This is a genomic window from Shouchella rhizosphaerae, assembly GCF_036700015.1.
GTDB lineage: Bacteria > Bacillota > Bacilli > Bacillales > Bacillaceae_D > Shouchella > Shouchella rhizosphaerae.
The window spans coordinates 2512792-2529226 of sequence record NZ_CP144921.1 but is presented as its reverse complement, the minus strand read 5'-3'; the positions used below and the strand labels follow the sequence as shown (position 1 = coordinate 2529226).

16 protein-coding genes are annotated in these 16435 nt (G+C 45.5%); 7 read left to right on the top strand and 9 right to left on the bottom strand.

Going from position 1 to position 16435, the window contains the following annotated elements; all coding sequences use genetic code 11:
* The first annotated feature begins 32 nt into the window (after positions 1 to 32).
* From V5G21_RS12560 to V5G21_RS12545, 4 genes are read left to right on the top strand one after another with little or no spacing between them, the layout of a single operon-like run.
* The gene (locus tag V5G21_RS12560; protein ID WP_095255177.1) at positions 33 to 1361 is read left to right on the top strand and encodes a 6-phospho-beta-glucosidase; all 1329 of its coding nucleotides are present in this window, start codon (positions 33 to 35) and stop codon (positions 1359 to 1361) included.
* Entirely contained in the window at positions 1358 to 2671 is a 1314-nt protein-coding gene (celB, locus tag V5G21_RS12555; RefSeq protein ID WP_179289822.1) for a PTS cellobiose transporter subunit IIC, read from the top strand. The genes V5G21_RS12560 and celB overlap by 4 nt, the downstream gene beginning before the upstream one ends.
* A complete protein-coding gene (locus V5G21_RS12550; RefSeq protein ID WP_095255176.1) occupies positions 2646 to 2978 on the top strand; it encodes a PTS lactose/cellobiose transporter subunit IIA in 333 nt (110 codons plus the stop codon). Before celB ends, V5G21_RS12550 begins: the two co-directional genes overlap by 26 nt.
* 1 nt (position 2979) lies before the next feature.
* Entirely contained in the window at positions 2980 to 3276 is a 297-nt protein-coding gene (locus V5G21_RS12545; protein ID WP_011245495.1) for a PTS sugar transporter subunit IIB, read from the top strand.
* Positions 3277 to 3430: 154 nt separating this feature from the next.
* Here V5G21_RS12545 and V5G21_RS12540 read toward each other — a convergent pair whose 3' ends face one another.
* Both V5G21_RS12540 and V5G21_RS12535 read right to left on the bottom strand, forming a co-directional pair.
* Positions 3431 to 4144: an NAD-dependent deacylase gene (locus V5G21_RS12540; RefSeq protein WP_095255175.1), complete on the bottom strand. Its 714-nt coding sequence runs from the start codon at positions 4142 to 4144 to the stop codon at positions 3431 to 3433.
* 77 nt (positions 4145 to 4221) lie between these two features.
* Positions 4222 to 4779 carry an STM3941 family protein gene (locus V5G21_RS12535; RefSeq protein WP_011245492.1) on the bottom strand — a complete coding sequence of 186 codons (558 nt, stop codon included), beginning with the start codon at positions 4777 to 4779 and terminating at the stop codon, positions 4222 to 4224.
* A 276-nt stretch (positions 4780 to 5055) separates the two neighbouring features.
* Here V5G21_RS12535 and V5G21_RS12530 point away from each other — a divergent pair, with 276 nt between their 5' ends.
* A complete protein-coding gene (locus V5G21_RS12530) occupies positions 5056 to 6018 on the top strand; it encodes an arsenic resistance protein (protein WP_011245491.1) in 963 nt (320 codons plus the stop codon).
* A 273-nt stretch (positions 6019 to 6291) separates the two neighbouring features.
* Here V5G21_RS12530 and V5G21_RS12525 read toward each other — a convergent pair whose 3' ends face one another.
* Entirely contained in the window at positions 6292 to 7476 is a 1185-nt protein-coding gene (locus tag V5G21_RS12525) for an MFS transporter (protein ID WP_338464799.1), read from the bottom strand.
* 423 nt (positions 7477 to 7899) lie between these two features.
* Here V5G21_RS12525 and V5G21_RS12520 point away from each other — a divergent pair, with 423 nt between their 5' ends.
* Complete coding sequence (locus tag V5G21_RS12520; RefSeq protein ID WP_035205163.1) at positions 7900 to 8490, top strand: TetR/AcrR family transcriptional regulator; 591 nt, start codon at positions 7900 to 7902, stop codon at positions 8488 to 8490.
* A gap of 217 nt (positions 8491 to 8707) precedes the next feature.
* Positions 8708 to 9292 carry a non-oxidative hydroxyarylic acid decarboxylases subunit B gene (locus tag V5G21_RS12515; RefSeq protein ID WP_011245488.1) on the top strand — a complete coding sequence of 195 codons (585 nt, stop codon included), beginning with the start codon at positions 8708 to 8710 and terminating at the stop codon, positions 9290 to 9292.
* A 62-nt stretch (positions 9293 to 9354) separates the two neighbouring features.
* On the opposite strand, the gene V5G21_RS12510 is transcribed toward V5G21_RS12515, so the two are convergent.
* From V5G21_RS12510 to V5G21_RS12485, 6 genes are all read right to left on the bottom strand, one after another.
* The gene (locus V5G21_RS12510) at positions 9355 to 10200 is read right to left on the bottom strand and encodes an SDR family oxidoreductase (protein ID WP_011245487.1); all 846 of its coding nucleotides are present in this window, start codon (positions 10198 to 10200) and stop codon (positions 9355 to 9357) included.
* Positions 10200 to 11276 (bottom strand): mannonate dehydratase, encoded by a 1077-nt coding sequence (gene uxuA, locus V5G21_RS12505; protein ID WP_011245486.1) that lies wholly within the window; start codon positions 11274 to 11276, stop codon positions 10200 to 10202. Before uxuA ends, V5G21_RS12510 begins: the two co-directional genes overlap by 1 nt.
* Complete coding sequence (locus V5G21_RS12500) at positions 11273 to 12310, bottom strand: zinc-binding alcohol dehydrogenase family protein (protein ID WP_011245485.1); 1038 nt, start codon at positions 12308 to 12310, stop codon at positions 11273 to 11275. Before V5G21_RS12500 ends, uxuA begins: the two co-directional genes overlap by 4 nt.
* A 454-nt stretch (positions 12311 to 12764) precedes the next feature.
* On the bottom strand, positions 12765 to 14267 hold the full coding sequence (tcuA, locus tag V5G21_RS12495; RefSeq protein ID WP_011245484.1) for an FAD-dependent tricarballylate dehydrogenase TcuA: 1503 nt from the start codon (positions 14265 to 14267) through the stop codon (positions 12765 to 12767).
* Positions 14268 to 14269: 2 nt separating this feature from the next.
* Positions 14270 to 15343: an isocitrate/isopropylmalate dehydrogenase family protein gene (locus V5G21_RS12490; RefSeq protein ID WP_011245483.1), complete on the bottom strand. Its 1074-nt coding sequence runs from the start codon at positions 15341 to 15343 to the stop codon at positions 14270 to 14272.
* Between the two features lie 91 nt (positions 15344 to 15434).
* Entirely contained in the window at positions 15435 to 16304 is an 870-nt protein-coding gene (locus tag V5G21_RS12485) for a LysR family transcriptional regulator (RefSeq protein ID WP_011245482.1), read from the bottom strand.
* Between the last annotated feature and the right edge of the window lie 131 nt (positions 16305 to 16435).

The window sequence follows — 16435 nt, the reverse complement described above, 5'->3', positions numbered from 1 at the left end:
GCGCTTCCTCTGCAATCAAGGGAGGAGAAAACATGTCACTTAAAGTCGTTATCATCGGCGGTGGGTCGAGTTACACCCCTGAAATTATTGAAGGATTTATTGAACGGTATGAACGAGTGCCCATTAGTGAAATCGTTCTTGTCGATATTGAGGCTGGCGCAAAAAAATTAGCGATTGTTGAAGCGCTATCAAAACGAATGATCGAAAAATCAGGCTATCCCATCCACGTACGCAGCTCATTTAACCGGCAACACGCTTTAGAGAACGCTGACTTTGTTACGACGCAAATACGAGTAGGCGGGTTGGAGGCAAGAGAAAAGGACGAACGAATTCCATTAGAGCATGGGCTAGTCGGCCAAGAAACGAATGGAGCAGGTGGCATATTTAAAGCGTTTCGCACGATTCCCGTTTTGCTTGAGATTGCCGATGACATTCATAGGATTTGCCCGCAAGCGTGGATGATTAATTTTACCAACCCAGCAGGCATCGTGACGGAGGCGTTGCTCCACCATAGCCTCCATAAAAAAGTAATCGGCGTATGCAACATTCCATTCAATATGAAAACTGGAATTGCAGAGATGTTCTCCTGCCCTGTAGAGCAAGTGGAGATCGAGTTTATGGGGATGAATCATTTTGTCTTTGGAAAGCGTGTCTTTATTCGCGGCGAAGACCGCACCAACGAAGCATTAGCAAAACTCACGGCGGACAATGTCCATTACTCTCCTGCAAATATTGTCTCTCTTGGATGGTCTAAGGAGTTTGTTCGGGCACTACAGCTTCTTCCAAACCCGTATCATATGTATTATTTCCAAACGGAGGATGTGCTGAAAAGGGATCTTGCAGCGTTTAAAGAGCATGGGACGCGAGCGCAAATCGTCAAGCAAGTTGAAGAATCACTTTTTGTTACTTATGAAAATCCAGCATTAGCTGAAAAGCCAAAAGAACTGGAACAGCGTGGCGGGGCTTATTACAGCGAAGCGGCGTGCAATTTAGTAGAAAGTCTTTATACGAATAAACAAGATATTCAAACAGTGAATACACGTAATAACGGTAGTATCCGAGATTTGCCTGATGATGCAGTTGTTGAAATCAATGCTGTCATTACGAAAGAAGGCCCTAGGCCTCTTGCTGTAGGAAACATCCCTCTACAAGTCAAAGGAATCATCTCGCAAATGAAAGCGTTCGAACAGCTCGTCATTAAAGCTTCATTGTCCGGCGATTATGACGATGCGTACAATGCACTTGTTATGAACCCACTCGTTGCCGACGAGAAAAAAGCCACGGCCATTTTAGACAAACTGCTTGAAGCCCATAAAGACCACTTACCACAATTTTATCGTAAAGGAGTTGTTAGCCAATGAATCCAGTGATGCAGTGGATGGAGAAACATTTTATTCCGATCGCGGGACGGATCGGTTCACAACGTCACTTAGTTGCGATTCGCGACGGTTTTGTCGCGATCATGCCGTTAATCATTATTGGCTCATTTGCTGTCTTGATTAACAATTTGCCCATTGCGTTTTTCCAAAACTTTATGGCCGATCTGTTCGGCGAAAGCTGGACAACGCTTGGCGGCAACATCTGGGATGGGTCGTTTGCGATCCTTTCATTGCTTGTTGTAGCAGGAATTAGTTACAATTTAGCTAAGTCTTATGATGTCGATGCGCTGTCTGCTGCACTTCTTGCTGTTGGCTGCTATATCATTCTGACGCCAACGACCGATGATTGGGGCCTTTCCTATGCCTGGACGGGAGCGCAAGGTCTGTTTGTCGGTGTATTAACAGCTGTTCTTGTAACGGAACTTTTCAGGCTTTTGTATCACTCAAAATTCACCATTAACATGCCTGAAGGCGTCCCGACTGGCGTTGTTAAATCCTTCCGTGCCCTTATTCCAGCTGCTGTCACTCTCATTGTCGTCTCCAGCCTGCAAATGTTGATTACAGCGCTAACAGACGGCAGCATTCACGAACTCGTCTTTGCCGTCATTCAACAACCATTGCAAGCGTTAGGAAATACGCTACCTGCCGCATTTATCATTACCTTTTTGAATCAACTGCTTTGGTTCTTCGGTTTGCACGGCACGAACATCTTAGGACCCGTCATCGATTCGATCTACCTTCCTTTGCTCGAAGAGAACATTCGTCTATTTGCAGAAGGCACTAGTGCAGCCGATGTCCCTTACATTGTAACGAAACCATTTTTAGATGCCTATGTGTTCATGGGCGGATCAGGTACGACACTTGCCTTAATTGCCGCAATCTTTCTTGTAAGCGCGTCCAAACATTATCGAACGATTGGGAAATTATCAGCGCCAGCAGGGGTGTTTAATATTAACGAGCCCGTCCTATTCGGCTTGCCTGTCGTGCTAAATCCCGTGATGCTCATCCCATTTTTAACGGTTCCCGTACTTTTAACACTCACGTCCTATCTCGCTATTGCCAGCGGACTTGTGCCAAGGACTGTTGCGCTTGTCCCGTGGACGACGCCGCCCTTCATTAGCGGCTATTTGGTGACAGGTGGGTCATTTGCTGGCGTCGTGCTCCAGCTTTTTAACATCACACTTGCGACTATTTTTTATATTCCATTTATAAAAGCAGCAATGAGAGCCGAACAAAAGAATTTTGATGACAAAGGAGATACTGGCGATGACGGCACAACAAAAGCCTCTTGAGGAAATTTCGTTTCAAATCATCCTTCATTCAGGAAACGCCCGTTCATTTGCGATGGAGGGAGTCCAGCTAGCGAAAAAAGGAGAATTTGCAGCAGCGCACGAACATCTCGAACAAGCAGACAACGAATTCTACCAAGCCCACCATGCACAAACGAATTTGCTGCAAAGCGAGGCTAGAGGCGATCAAGTTGCCCCTTCTCTTTTGTTAATCCACGCCCAAGACCATTTAATGACATCAATGACAACGAAAGAGCTTTGCTTGGAAATCATTGAACTACACGAAAAATTTGCTGAGGAGCGTCGTTAATATGAATATTTTACTCGTTTGCTCTGCTGGAATGTCAACAAGCATGCTTGTTGACAGAATGAAAAAAGCAGCTGAAGAATTAGAAGTACACGCCACAATTACGGCAACGGCTGAAGCAGGGTTGGCTAATGAGCTAGACACGACAAACGTCATTTTAATTGGACCGCAAGTACGCTATTTGGAAAACAAAATTACCAAAAAGGCAGAACCCCATGGCATTAAAGTCGCTGTTATCGATTCAATTGCTTATGGGACGATGGATGGAAAAAAAGTGCTGCAACAAGCATTGGCTTTATGAACGTTGCCGACACCATCATCGAGCGCGTTTGTTTAACCACGACGCCAAACCGAGTAAAGTCTAAATCGCACAGGGAAAGGAACGTTTAGCGAAAGTCAGGCTTGCCACGGATAACGGTGGCAAGTTTTATTTTCACCCCGTTAGGAACTGGCGTTTACTTTTGCAAAGCCCGGTTGGTTTCTACTAAAAAGGAACCAATCGGTTTATCATTGACTACATAATCGGCGATTGTATCCAATGGGGTAGAATCGTGGTTTACAATGATGAGCTTTGCCCCGTGTTCTTTCGCTATTCTTGGAAAAAGATTAGCTGGTGATACAACTAGGGACGAACCTAGCACGATGAAAACATCTGCCTCTATCGAATGCTGCTCCGCTAAAGCAAGTATGTTTGAATCGAGCGGTTCTCCGAATAAGACAACGGATGGACGAATAAACCCACCGCAGGAACAATTTGGTTGGTTATTCATGTAGCAGTCAACGTCGTAGTGTTGACCGCATTGAATGCAGTATAGCCTTTGAATCGATCCATGGAGTGGGAGTACCCTCTGATTTCCTGCTCGTTCGTGTAATCCATCTGTATTTTGGGTAATGATCGCGGTGACTGGGAGCTGCTGTTCCCATGAGGCCAACACATCGTAGCCTTTATGAGGTTGTACATGCTGAAGCTGCTCCATGCGCAGCCGATAGAAGTCAACAAACGCTTCGCGATTATCGGCCATTGCTTGTAAACTCGCCAATGCCTCTGGGTTGTTCCCTTTCCACAAACCTCGGCTCGAGCGAAAATCAGGGACACCGCTTTCTGTACTCATACCTGCTCCGGTGAAGACGACAATTCTCTGCGCTTGGCGTAACGATGTTGTGAACAAGTGACCACCTCCATACTGAGAATGTTCATCGTCTCCATAGGTTGTCCTACCCTTTTATTCAGACCAAAGATTGTTGGTCAAACACTGGCTTTTTGTTTTTCCATGAATTGCTCCATGTATGTAATCACTTGATCTAAAGGAACCGAAATTCCTTGGGCTGGAATGTTGATTGGCGCTTCAAATCCTTGATTCATACGCATCGCCATTTGTTTAAACCCTTTTTGTTTGGCTAACACACGATCTATGTCTTTCGGAACAATGCCGAGAAAATGTTGCCCTAATACAGAGTAAATGAAGTACCGATCTACTTCCTCCCAGCGAATAAGCCCTGCCCCGGCCGCTGATGCATTGTCTATAATCCCTTCTTGGTTAATGTGCAACGAAGGCTTTGGCTTCAATACACGGTATAAAAGATAGATAAAGCAAAGACCAAAAAAGACAATGGCTACAGGCGCGACAATCGGAAAAAGCGTCTCAAAGATTCCCGCGCTTCCTTGTACCAAACTTTCCTGGTTCATCGCCAAAACAGCCGTCAATGCCGTAAGCAGAAAGGCAAGTGTACATAATAAGGCTAATTTAACCGGATTCGGATAAATAATGACTTGATTCTCTTCGACTATTACTTTCTTAGACATACTCCACTTCTCCCTTTTTTGAAAGATCAATCGCTCGAACGAGCAATGTTGGCCAACGCTTCATTTCTTGACCCGTCAAGGTAGCGATTCGGCCATTTTTATTTTATCCCATTGTTTGCCAACATGGAAGAGCTTCAATTGTATAGTTTTTAACGAAAGGGGCGTGTTTCCCTTTCCTTCTCCCCCATAGGACTCGTCGCCCCCTCACCATAGACTGAGCGAACGTTTGATGATAAGATGACAGCGAACAACGCGTATAAAAGGAGCACACGTTAAGTGGATCGATTGGAAAAATACCAGACTGGCATTTTGTTTATTGCGGTCATTGTTGGCGTCTGCCTCGGCCAGATCGCCCCTATTGCCCAAAGCGCAGAAATGCTTATTCTTCCGTTCTTACTGTTAATGTTATATGGTCTTTTTTTAAACATTCCGTTAAAACAAATAAAGCAGTCCTTCCAACATAAGCGCTTTTTTTGGGCAAGCCTCCTTCTTAATTTTGTCTGGACGCCACTTCTCGCTTGGGGGCTTGGAGCCGTCTTTCTCAACGATCATCCAGCTTTATGGCTCGGTTTTATTTTATTGTTGGTCACACCTTGCACGGACTGGTACCTCGTTTTTACAGCTATGGCCAAAGGAAATGTTCCGCTAGCTGCTTCGTTATTGCCTGTTAACTTGCTTTTGCAGTTGCTGCTTTTGCCGCTCTATTTGCTACTTTTTGGCGGAACTACAGAGCTGCCTTCCCTTCAGTCAGCTGCCCAAGGCGCAATTGGCGTTTTGGTGATTCCGTTTGCATTGGCTTATGGGACAAGGGGAGTATTAAAAAAACGAAAACGATTTTTAGAACAAAAACTTGTTCCGTTCTTTTCTTCCGCCCAGCTGCTCTTTCTGGCATTGGCGGTTATGGCATTGTTTGCTTCTCAAAGCCAGAGTCTATTTCAGCACGCTTCGCACTTATTAAGCTTGCTGCTGCCGATTTTTCTTTTCTTTATCATTAACTTTTGCATAGCCCTAGCAACTGGAAAATGGCTTTCATTCTCTTATAAGGATACAGCTAGCCTACAGCTCACTGTTCTGGCCCGCAATTCGCCACTTGCTCTAGCTGTAGTCGTTGCCGCTTTTCCTGGTGAACCTTTCATTGCCCTTGCCCTCGTCATTGGCCCTTTGCTTGAGTTGCCGATCCTTGCGCTCGTAGCCTATGCGTTGTTGTATATAAAGAAGCGGACCCATGTTTTCATCTAAGCGTAGCTCTTATGGCAGCATTCTAAGATGAGTTCGTCCCCCTGCTAGCATGCAGCGTTTCATGCCTGCTGCTTTTTCCACGTTACAAAGCCTACCGACTTTTTACGAGATCGATAGGCCTTGTTTTTTATTTGGTTGGCATTGATTCTAGTTCGACAAGCGTTAACCAGTTTGCAGCGCCTTTTCGACCAAAAACACTATGTGCCGTTGACCAATATACCAATCCGTCCCATGTCGCCAAGAAATATCGGTCCAGCGGAAAACATATATGCATCACTGCAGTTTTTTATCCGCTGACTGCGCCGCCGAATACCGTAGCCCCGTGCTGAACAAAACAAACACGGCAATGATGGCGATAAGTACGCCGAGTACCCCGAACCAAGTAATGGATGCCAAAGAAATACGGTTAACGATCAGCCCACCCATTCCTGCGCCAACAGCCATGGAAAGCTGCATCATGGAACTGTTCAAGCTCAACATTACTCCTGAGGATTCAGGAACAAGAGAGACCAGGTTAAATTGCTGCGCAGGTGCGGATGACCAGGCGGCAAAAGACCAGAGGATCAAAATGGCAAATACGGCGATGACCGATTGCCCGACTAAGGCTAGCAAAAGCAACGAAATGACATGAAGCACCATCCCTGAAATAAGCGTGAATTTGATGCCACGTTTATCCGTACTGTAGCCACCGACTTTTGAACCAATTAAACTGGCAATGCCGAACACAAACAGAACTGCACTTATCAATGATTCATTTATATGAGTCACCTCTAGCAGAAAAGGGGTGATGTAAGTATAGGCGAGGGAATATCCTCCCAACCAGAAGAACGTAATCGCTAAAGCTACCAGAACCTGAGGTTTTTTTAACAAAGCAAATTGGTTGATTAGTGGAACAGGTTTGTCGCCCTTCATACGTGGAAAAACTGCAGCTATGACAAGCATGGAGATGGCCCCGACAATTGCGATGACCAAAAATATCGCTTTCCAGCCAAAAGCCGAGGCTACCATTCTGCCGAGCGGGACGCCGATGATGAGCGATGCGGTAATGCCCATAGTAACGTTAGCGATGGCGCTGGCCTGCTTGCCGGACGGAGCGATTTTGGCGGCGATGCTGAGCGCGTTAACGGTGACTACCCCGGCGCCTATTGCCGTAATGATTCTCGCGGCAATGAAAAGACCGAAGCCGGACAATATATATGTCAGCAAATTTGCGGCAATAAAGAGACCTAGCGAATAAAGAAGGAGCTTGCGCCGGTCCATCTTGGCCGTCAGCGCCATCAATATAGGTGTAACGACCGCGTAGGCCAGGGAATAAACCGTAATAAGCTGGCCTGCTGTCGCAACGCTTATTCCTAACGTCTCTGCGATCCGGTCTAATATCCCAGAAATGACGTAATTGGATGTTCCAACTAAAAAGCTAATCAAGGCTAGAACGTAAACTTTCCATGCGCTCTTCATCATTCACTCTCCCGATGTATTTTAAATAACCATTTTTCCAAATTACCCCTTAAACATTTTGTTAAAGAAAAGTGCATCATCGACTGCCGGCCTCGTCGTCGGATGACCGGACTTCGCCGCCTTTTGCGCGGTAACAAGCATGAGTGGCACCGATACTAGCACGTTATGACTCTCCAATCTTCCAGTACTACAATGACAGCCGAAGCCTCAATCTCTTGTTTGTGAAACCAACATGTTTCCCTCCTCCTTTTGGAAAAGAAGTATTCTGAGTTCGTATCTATGCAACATTTGTTGCTTGAACAACATTCGTTGTATTCATATGTTATAATTCCAACCAGATGGTGAGCAATCATCAATAGCCATGAACCGTTGTATAAACAACACCCTTTCTATAATGTCGTTTTATTGGGGGAGATTTTAACAATGACAACTAAAAAGAATGAAGCTGATCCTCGTGTGATACGTACACGGCGACTTCTTCAAGACGCTTTTGCTTCATTAATTCAAGAAAAAGATTTTGAATCGATCACCGTTAAAGATATAGCAGAGCGGGCTACTGTTAACAGAGCAACGTTTTATGCGCACTTCATAGATAAATTCGAAATTCTTGAGGCTAGACTAATGGAATCATTTATGACAATCATAAATCGTAGAATTTGCGGTCACGAAGTATTAAATGAAGAAACCATTCAGAGCATCTTTCTGGGTGTATGCGATTTTCACAAGGATCTAAGCGCTATGTGCAAAAGAAGGAATGCATCGCTCGGAGCTGTATTTGAAACTCAAATAAAGGAAAAAATCCAAACGATACTTCTTTCCTTTATAGACAAAGACAAGATGCTATCAAGTTCAAACGCGCAATTCTTAATCAATACAGCTTCTATTATGTTAAGTTGGGGGATGTATGGATTGGCTTACGTTTGGAACAAGGAGGGGCGTCAAATAAGTGCGGAATCATTCGTTAAACAAAGTATGCCCTTAGTAATGAATGGAGCCAAAGCACTGCTGGAATAGCTCCTGTCGCTATTGCTGTGGAAGAAACAAGATGCATACAAAAAAGACCCACTCCCACGCGAAGTGATCGCGCCCACCATATGATTTATAAACACAGCTATAGTATGATAGATTGGCTGCTACCTCTTTCTTGTTTAGCTAAAATCGATCATACTGAAATAGAAACGAAGAACACACATATACTTGCATGAGAGAATGATGAAGCGGAGTGGTCTGAATGAAACTGATTATAGGAATGACAGGGGCTACAGGGGCCATTTTTGGCATACGTTTGCTCCAGCAACTACAAAAAACAGAAGTGGAGTCCCATTTGGTGATGTCGCCATGGGCTGCTGCTACGATCCAAGCCGAGACATCTTTTACCGTAAAAGATGTTGAACGGCTTGCCGATTATACGTATTCGCCTAAAGATTTAGGCGCAGCGGTTTCAAGCGGCTCTTTTCAAGTCGATGGCATGATGATCGCCCCTTGCAGCATGAAGACGCTCGCTTCAATTCGGACAGGCCTCGCAGACAACCTGGTTACACGGGCCGCTGATGTGATGTTAAAAGAACGAAAACCGCTATTATTAATGACACGGGAAACGCCACTTAATGATATACATTTAGAAAACATGCTGGCTTTGTCGCGAATGGGGGCTCATATCGTCCCGCCAATGCCCGCTTTTTATAACCAGCCGCAAACGATTGATGATCTTGTTGACCATATCGTTTACCGCGCTCTTGACCAACTCGGCATACACTTGCCTGAAGCAAAACGCTGGCAAGGATTAAAAGCAGAGCGCCGCGATCCTGGTTTTTAGGTGAACTACATGTAAAAGGAGCTGACACCCAGTGTCAGCTCCTCTTTTTTATAGGCATGCCCTTAAACGCCTGAATACGCCATGAATCCTCCATCTACGGGGATCGTAACGCCTGTTACAAACCGCGAAGCGTCTTCGTCAGCAAGCCACAAAAGTGTTCCGAGCAAATCTTCTGGTTTGCCAAAACGGCGCTGCGGTGTGTGAGCGATTATTTTTTCTGCTCGCTCCGTTAATGAACCGTCTGGATTTGTTAATAAAGCGCGGTTTTGCTCGGTCAGAAAGAAGCCTGGGGCGATGGCATTGGCGCGAATGCCTGAGTCAGCAAAATGAACGGCAAGCCACTGGGTAAAGTTGTTAATGCCTGCTTTTGCAGCGCTATAGGCTGGGACTTTTGTCATCGGTGATGGAGCGGACATGGATGAAATATTGATCACCGAACCACCGCGGCCGAGCATTTGTTTAGCAAAGGCTTGCGTCGGAATGACGGTACCTTGCAAATTTAATCGAAAAACGGAATCAAACCCATTTGGCGACAAATCAAAAAACGATTTTGCTGATTCGTTTTCCAAATCGCCTTCCTCATAAGTCTCCTTATCCGTAATGGCGTCGGGGTGGTTTCCGCCAGCACCATTTATAAGCAAATCACAAGGGCCAAACTCTTCCTTGACCGTAGACGCCGCTTGTTGGACCTGTTCTTCCTTAAGCACATCACACGCTAGCGCAATCGCCTTTCCGCCTTGTTCTTTAATTTCCTCGGCAACTGCCTCGCCTTTTTCTTTTGTTCGGTTGAGGATCGCGACTTTCATACCATGTGCAGCAAGCTCTTTTGCCATTTCCCGGCAAAGAATACCGCTTCCGCCAGTCACAACCGCGACTTTCCCTTTTAAAGACGCATGCCCAACTGCCATTACGATTGCCTCCTTTTTGCTTCAAGCTCATACGCATCCCAAAGTCCCCATAAATGCATGATGCCAAGAGCACGGTCATAGAGGCCATAGCCTGGACGGCATTTTTCATTCCAAATATGGCGGCCGTGGTCAGGGCGCACATAACCAGTAAAGCCATTTTCATGGTAGGCTTTGACGACATCAGCAATATTAACAGAACCGTCTTGTGAACGATGAGATGTTTCGATAAAATCGCCATTTTCATAGATTTTGACATTGCGGATATGAGCAAATGGAATTCGGTCGTGGAAACGGCGAATAATTTTCGGAATATCGTTTTCTGGGTTTGCACCAAGAGAACCGCTGCATAGCGTGATGCCATGGGCTGGGCTGTTTGACAGTTGCAGAAAACGCTCAACGGCGGCCTCACTTGTTATGATGCGCGGCAAGCCAAAAACAGACCATGGTGGATCGTCAGGATGGATCGCCATTTGAATGCCATGTTCCTCGGCAACTGGAAGTACTTGCTCTAAGAAATACTGCAAATGCTCCCATAAATCGTCTTCTGTCACATTTTCGTAAGCTTTGAGCGATTTTTCAATATGGGCCAAACGCTCTGGCTCCCAGCCAGGCATCGTAAAGGCCGCGTTGCTTGTCGTTTGTCGAACCAATTCGCGGGGATCCATGTTGTCCACTTTTGCTTTTTCATAGAAAAGAGCAGTAGACCCGTCTTCCATTTCTTTAAACAAATCTGTGCGTGTCCAATCAAACACAGGCATAAAGTTGTAGCAAATCACCTTCGCACCGACCTTGGCGACGTTGCGAATGCTTTCCTTATAATTCTCAATGTATGCATCACGCGTCGGCAAGCCTAGTTTAATATCTTCATGGACGTTAATGCTTTCAACCACATCTAAATGAAACCCATAACGGTCGGCCTGTTCCTTTACTTGCATGATGTCTTCCAAAGGCCATACTTCGCCAGCCACTTTATCGTGCAACGCCCAAACAAGCCCTTCTACTCCAGGGATTTGTTTGATTTGCTCCAGTGTTACGCTGTCGTTGTTTTCTCCGTACCACCTAAATGTCATTCTCACTTGCTCTCATCCTCTCTTTCAAAGATTAACACTGCTTTACGGACATGAGCAGGCTCCTTTTCAAGCAACTCAATTGCCTTCTTCACCTCATCAAAGTCAAAACGATGAGATATAATCGAGGCTGGGTCAACCTTTTGCTCATTTACTTGCCTAATAACGTCGGGAAATTGGTTTGTTTGCAGCCTTGAGCCTGCTACAGTTAATTCTTTTTTCGTTAACAACAAAGACGGAATATCCGAGGGCGTTTCATTGAATCCTAATGTCACTACGGTTCCAGCAACTGAAGCAAGCTTAACGGCTTCAGCAAATGTGGTACTCGTACCGACTGCGTCAATGACAACATTCGCGAATTCGCCATCGGTTTTTTCAAATAGGACTGCTTCCGGCTTTTCATGCGGCAAATGAATCGTAAAATCAGCGCCTACTTGTTTGGCATAATCGAGTCGGTTGGCTTGTAAATCAGAAATGAAAACCGTTGCGCCTTTTTGCTTCGCCATGATTAAACAGGCGATGCCCGTCGGCCCTGCCCCCATGATAAAAACAGTGTCTCCAGGCTCAATGTTTCCACGATATGCCGCCTGGGCGCCGATTGTCATTGGTTCGACAAGAGCAGCTGCTTCAAAAGGCAAATCCCCGTTTACTTTGTGCCAGTTCGCTTCAGGAGCGACCATCCATTCACGCATCCCCCCATCACGGTGTACGCCAAACACCTCCAACTTTGCGCAAACATTCGGGCGGCCTTTCTTGCAAGCGTAGCATACGCCGCATGATGAAATGGGCTCAAGCGCTACACGGTCGCCCCGACGAAGGCCATGGACACCGCTCCCCACTTCTTCAACAATGCCTCCGACTTCATGGCCGATAATGCGCGGATAAACCGTAAACGGGTTACTGCCATGGTAAATGTGCATGTCCGAACCACATATCCCTACAGCTTGCACTTTAACCAGCACATCCTTGTCCGTTTCAAGCTCTGGCTTTTGGACTTCAACTACGTGAATGTCCCCTGGCTTTCTTACTTCAATTGCTCGCAAATGCGCCACTTCCCTTTCCATTAGTTTGGCTTTTTCATGAATCCGCTTACAGGATAGGCTGTAAAAATACGAAATAAGAGGATGCCAATGTAGCCTGCACACAATGTGGAATACGATTCTACCATACTACCATACAAGTGTGGTAGTCAAGAGATTTGTTACTCATGAGACGAAAAATGGGGAGAAATTGTTTTTTTCAATAAAAACATTAAAAAGCGATTGACTAACGTTTTTATAATGGCTAGCACTGTCAGATGCGCGAAGGGAAAATTGGCTCTATTACACCCTTTTACCGTGGTAATCTTCGTAAATAGCCTGCGGGAACAAACAACATGTGCATTCCCTTCAAGACTCCTTTGAAATAGACGATTTGCTGATCGTACTCTTGAGAAGAAACAAACAAAGACTAGGGACTCGAGTCTCCTAATCTTGTTTGTTCTTGTTATAAGAAGCATTATGATTTCGAGGATAACGGTTTTGTTCGATTGCAAAAGGTAGCTGCTTGTTCTCCAGCAAGCCGCCCAAACACAGCGCCTGCCATTAAACCAGAACCACCAGGATAGTTATGGTAAAACAGCCCGCCAACCATTTCTCCGGCTGCAAACAAGCCAGCAATTGGGCGTTTATCATCGCCGAGAATTTCGCTTTCTGGGCTGACGTGTATGCCGCCAAACGTAAATGTAATGCCGCATGTTACCGGAAATGCATAAAATGGCGCTTTTTCAAAAGTTAGCGCCCAGTTTGATTTAGGCGGACACACTCCTTTTGTACATTTCCCGTCTTTTATCGCTGGATTGTACGGCCCCGGTTGGACTGCCTGGTTATATGCACGGATCGTATTTGCTAACGACTCAGGACAAACGTCCATTTTCTCTGCTAATTCCTCCACGCTATCTGCTTTGTAACAGGTTGCTTCTGGCAGGTGGTATTCCTTGCGGAGGTTAGGGCTCACTTGTGCATCGAATAATTGAAATGCTTTTTGCTCAGGCTGCTTCAATGTTTCTTTTCCATACTTTGCATACGTGTAATTGCGAAAATCGGCTCCTTCATCTACAAACCGTTCTCCTTTTACATTTACAATCAACCCTAACGGATAAGATGATTTTTTATAAATGTCCCCTGGCTTGTTAAAATCGCCTGTCTTTGGGGCATGATAATCGGTCGTATGGGCGTGGCAGCCATCCCATTGTCCATATCGGACGGCCCCAGCTTTCAGGGCGAGTGTTAACCCTTCGCCTGTGTTAAAGGCTGTGCCACGGACGACTGCTTTTTCCCATTCATTCCCTAGGTGGGTCTTGCGCATGTTGGCATTGGCTTCAAATCCTCCGCAGGCGAAAATGACGGCATTGGCTGTGATTTCAACAGGTTCTCCCGCTATTTCAACAATTAGCTTTTTTAATTGGTCTTCTTGTTTTAACGCTGTTGTCTTTGCGTCGTACTTGATGTCGATGCCAAGTGCTTCGGCACGCTGAAACAAAGCTTGAACCAGCCCCACTCCTTTGTTTTTCGTTTTTAACGGCAGCCCTCCCCAAAACTGGCGCTTCCCGTCTTTCTCATAATATTGGTTCTCATTGACTGTAAATTGCACGCCTTGTTTCATCATCCATTGAATCGTATCAAAAGAACGCGACACGAGCTGGTTTGCTAATTTTTGATCTGTCTGACCGTCCGTTAAACGCAACAGGTCGGCCATAAACGCTTCCTCTCCATAGTCAGGCATGCTGATTTGCTGGATCTGCTCCTCATCCAAATCCGGGAGAACAGCCCGTAAATCTTGAAAACGACCATATGCACAACGAATGGCTCCGTCGGTAAAATACGAATTTCCGCCTCTCTTGCTCTTTGGCGCCCGTTCCAACATACATACGCTGGCCCCTTGCTCTTTTGCAGCAATCGCTGCACAAAGGGCGGCATTTCCTGTCCCTAACACAACCACATCGACGTCTGTTTTTTTCATACTCATTCCGCCTCCTCGATCTTCTCGCAAACAACATCTGTAAATTGCTGTGTGCTTGCTGTTCCGCCTAGATCCTTGGTACATACTCCACTTACCAATGTGTCGGCAACCCCTTGGTTAATTCGTCTCTCGACAGTGCTGCATAATTGGCTTTTATGTTTTTTGCCAATCCAACCTAACAACATTGCACTGGAACGAATCATTCCAATCGGATTGGCCAAACCTAGGCCAGCAATATCAGGCGCTGAGCCGTGTGCCGCTTGTGCCATTGCTTTGCTTTCACTTGCATTGATCGAGCCGGCAAGCCCTAAACTTCCAACAAGTTCTCCAGTAAGATCCGATAAAATATCGCCGAACATATTTTCTGCAACAATGACATCAAACTCAGCAGCGCGCCTAACCAAATGGGCACACATGGCATCGATGTGGTAATCATCAACAGACACATCTGGATAGTGGTGGCCGACCTCTTTGCAAACGTTTAAAAACAAACCAGATCCTAGGGAAATCACATTCGCCTTATGGACAATTGACACTTTTTTTCGTCGTTCCCGAGCAGCACGAAACGCAGCATGGGCAATACGTTCAATCGCTTTGCGCGTAAAGACACCGGCTGTTACAGCAACGTCTGCTGTTACCATCCATTCGCCGATTCCTTTATACATATTGCGGTCAACATAAAACCCTTCTGTATTTTCTCTGTATATAACCAAATCTGCGCGTTCCACCACTCCTTTTACATACGGCTCCGACTTAGCTGGCCTAATGTTGGCATACAAATCGAAATGGTGCCGCAATTCTCCGCTTGGGTTGCGTACGTTTTGTAGCTGTTTTGGGTACGACTGTGAATCATGGGGGCCCATTAGCCACCCATCGAGTTTGTCGAGTGCTTGTACCGTCTCCGCTGGCATGCTTGAACCTGTCTGTTTAATTGCGTCCAGTCCCATTGGCAACACATGCCAGTCAATAGCCAAACCTGATTTTGCGGCGGCAGCGCTTACAATTTTTACAGAAGCACTTACGATTTCATAGCCGATTCCATCCCCGTATAATACGCCTAGCTCTAATGGCTCCATGGCACCCTCCTTAACAAGACTTACCTTTAGGCTACTAGGAAAATGTTATAGAGGGAAATATTGATTTTCTTTGACATTTCATAAAAATTTTTTATGATCGCTCTTGTTGCCACTGGCAGATGTAATCGATAAAATGCCTTACGACTGCCAGCTTTGCTGCCTCCCTGCTCGCTAATAGCCATGTCCGACGCAAAAGTGGCGACCCGTCCAAATAGTAGAGTGGCTCTATGTAAAGCTGGTCTTTTTCTGAAAGGGAAATTCCCGGCACAATCGCGTAGCCTAGCCCGTGTTTGACCATTTCCTTGCATGTTTCAAACCGATCTAAATCCATTTCCGTGTATGGCGGCTCCTCAAATCGGTCGTTCCACCAATGCTGAATCGTATCTTTAAGTGAACTGTCTGTCCGGTAACTTAAATACGGCTTCTCAGGCAATGTACCTAGTTCAAGCTTTTCCTTCGAAATGAGCGCCAGCTGTTCTTCCCCCAGTAGATGCTTTTCTCCTGGCCATGTAAAGTCACTTCGCAAAATGCCGACATGAACAGAAGCACTTTGTAAATGTTCTAATACTTGCGTACTCCATCCTGTCCGGACTTGGAAACGAACATTGGGATAGTGGCTTGAAAACCCTTTGAGCACTTTTGGCAGTAAGTATTGGGCATAATTGCTCGATGCACCAATGCGAAGCGTTCCGCTTACATGCTTTTGCATATGCAGCAACTGGTCTTTTGTTTGTTGGATTTTCTCTAGCATTTCATTTGCGCATTCTGCAAGATATTCTCCTTCTGCCGTAAACCCGATCCCCTTTTTCGTTTTGAAAAACAACTCCACTTGAAATTCTTGTTCCATTCGTTTTAATCGGTAACTCAAGGACGGCTGTGAAACAAATAGCTTTTCTGCTGTCTTGGTTAAATTTTTGTATTTATACAGCGCGTTAATTAACTCCCAATCTTTTTGGTCCATTATGGGCCCCCCTTGCCGTTTTTGTGTGCCTATTATACATGATTATTAAAAATATTTATCGGATTTTATAGAATTCTACTATTTTACTTATGTTTTGCAATCGCTTACAATTCGATTCAAGACATTGCAAA

Bases quoted from the DNA above. Each gene is read 5' to 3' on its own strand.
- V5G21_RS12525 (WP_338464799.1), bottom strand. From the start codon at position 7,476: ATGAAGAGCGCATGGAAAGTTTACGTTCTAGCCTTGATTAGCTTTTTA.
- V5G21_RS12515 (WP_011245488.1), top strand. From the start codon at position 8,708: ATGAAACTGATTATAGGAATGACAGGGGCTACAGGGGCCATTTTTGGC.
- tcuA (WP_011245484.1), bottom strand. From the start codon at position 14,267: ATGAAAAAAACAGACGTCGATGTGGTTGTGTTAGGGACAGGAAATGCC.
- V5G21_RS12560 (WP_095255177.1), top strand. From the start codon at position 33: ATGTCACTTAAAGTCGTTATCATCGGCGGTGGGTCGAGTTACACCCCT.
- V5G21_RS12490 (WP_011245483.1), bottom strand. From the start codon at position 15,343: ATGGAGCCATTAGAGCTAGGCGTATTATACGGGGATGGAATCGGCTAT.
- V5G21_RS12485 (WP_011245482.1), bottom strand. From the start codon at position 16,304: ATGGACCAAAAAGATTGGGAGTTAATTAACGCGCTGTATAAATACAAA.
- V5G21_RS12550 (WP_095255176.1), top strand. From the start codon at position 2,646: ATGACGGCACAACAAAAGCCTCTTGAGGAAATTTCGTTTCAAATCATC.
- V5G21_RS12520 (WP_035205163.1), top strand. From the start codon at position 7,900: ATGACAACTAAAAAGAATGAAGCTGATCCTCGTGTGATACGTACACGG.
- celB (WP_179289822.1), top strand. From the start codon at position 1,358: ATGAATCCAGTGATGCAGTGGATGGAGAAACATTTTATTCCGATCGCG.
- V5G21_RS12545 (WP_011245495.1), top strand. From the start codon at position 2,980: ATGAATATTTTACTCGTTTGCTCTGCTGGAATGTCAACAAGCATGCTT.
- V5G21_RS12510 (WP_011245487.1), bottom strand. From the start codon at position 10,200: ATGGCAGTTGGGCATGCGTCTTTAAAAGGGAAAGTCGCGGTTGTGACT.
- V5G21_RS12535 (WP_011245492.1), bottom strand. From the start codon at position 4,779: ATGTCTAAGAAAGTAATAGTCGAAGAGAATCAAGTCATTATTTATCCG.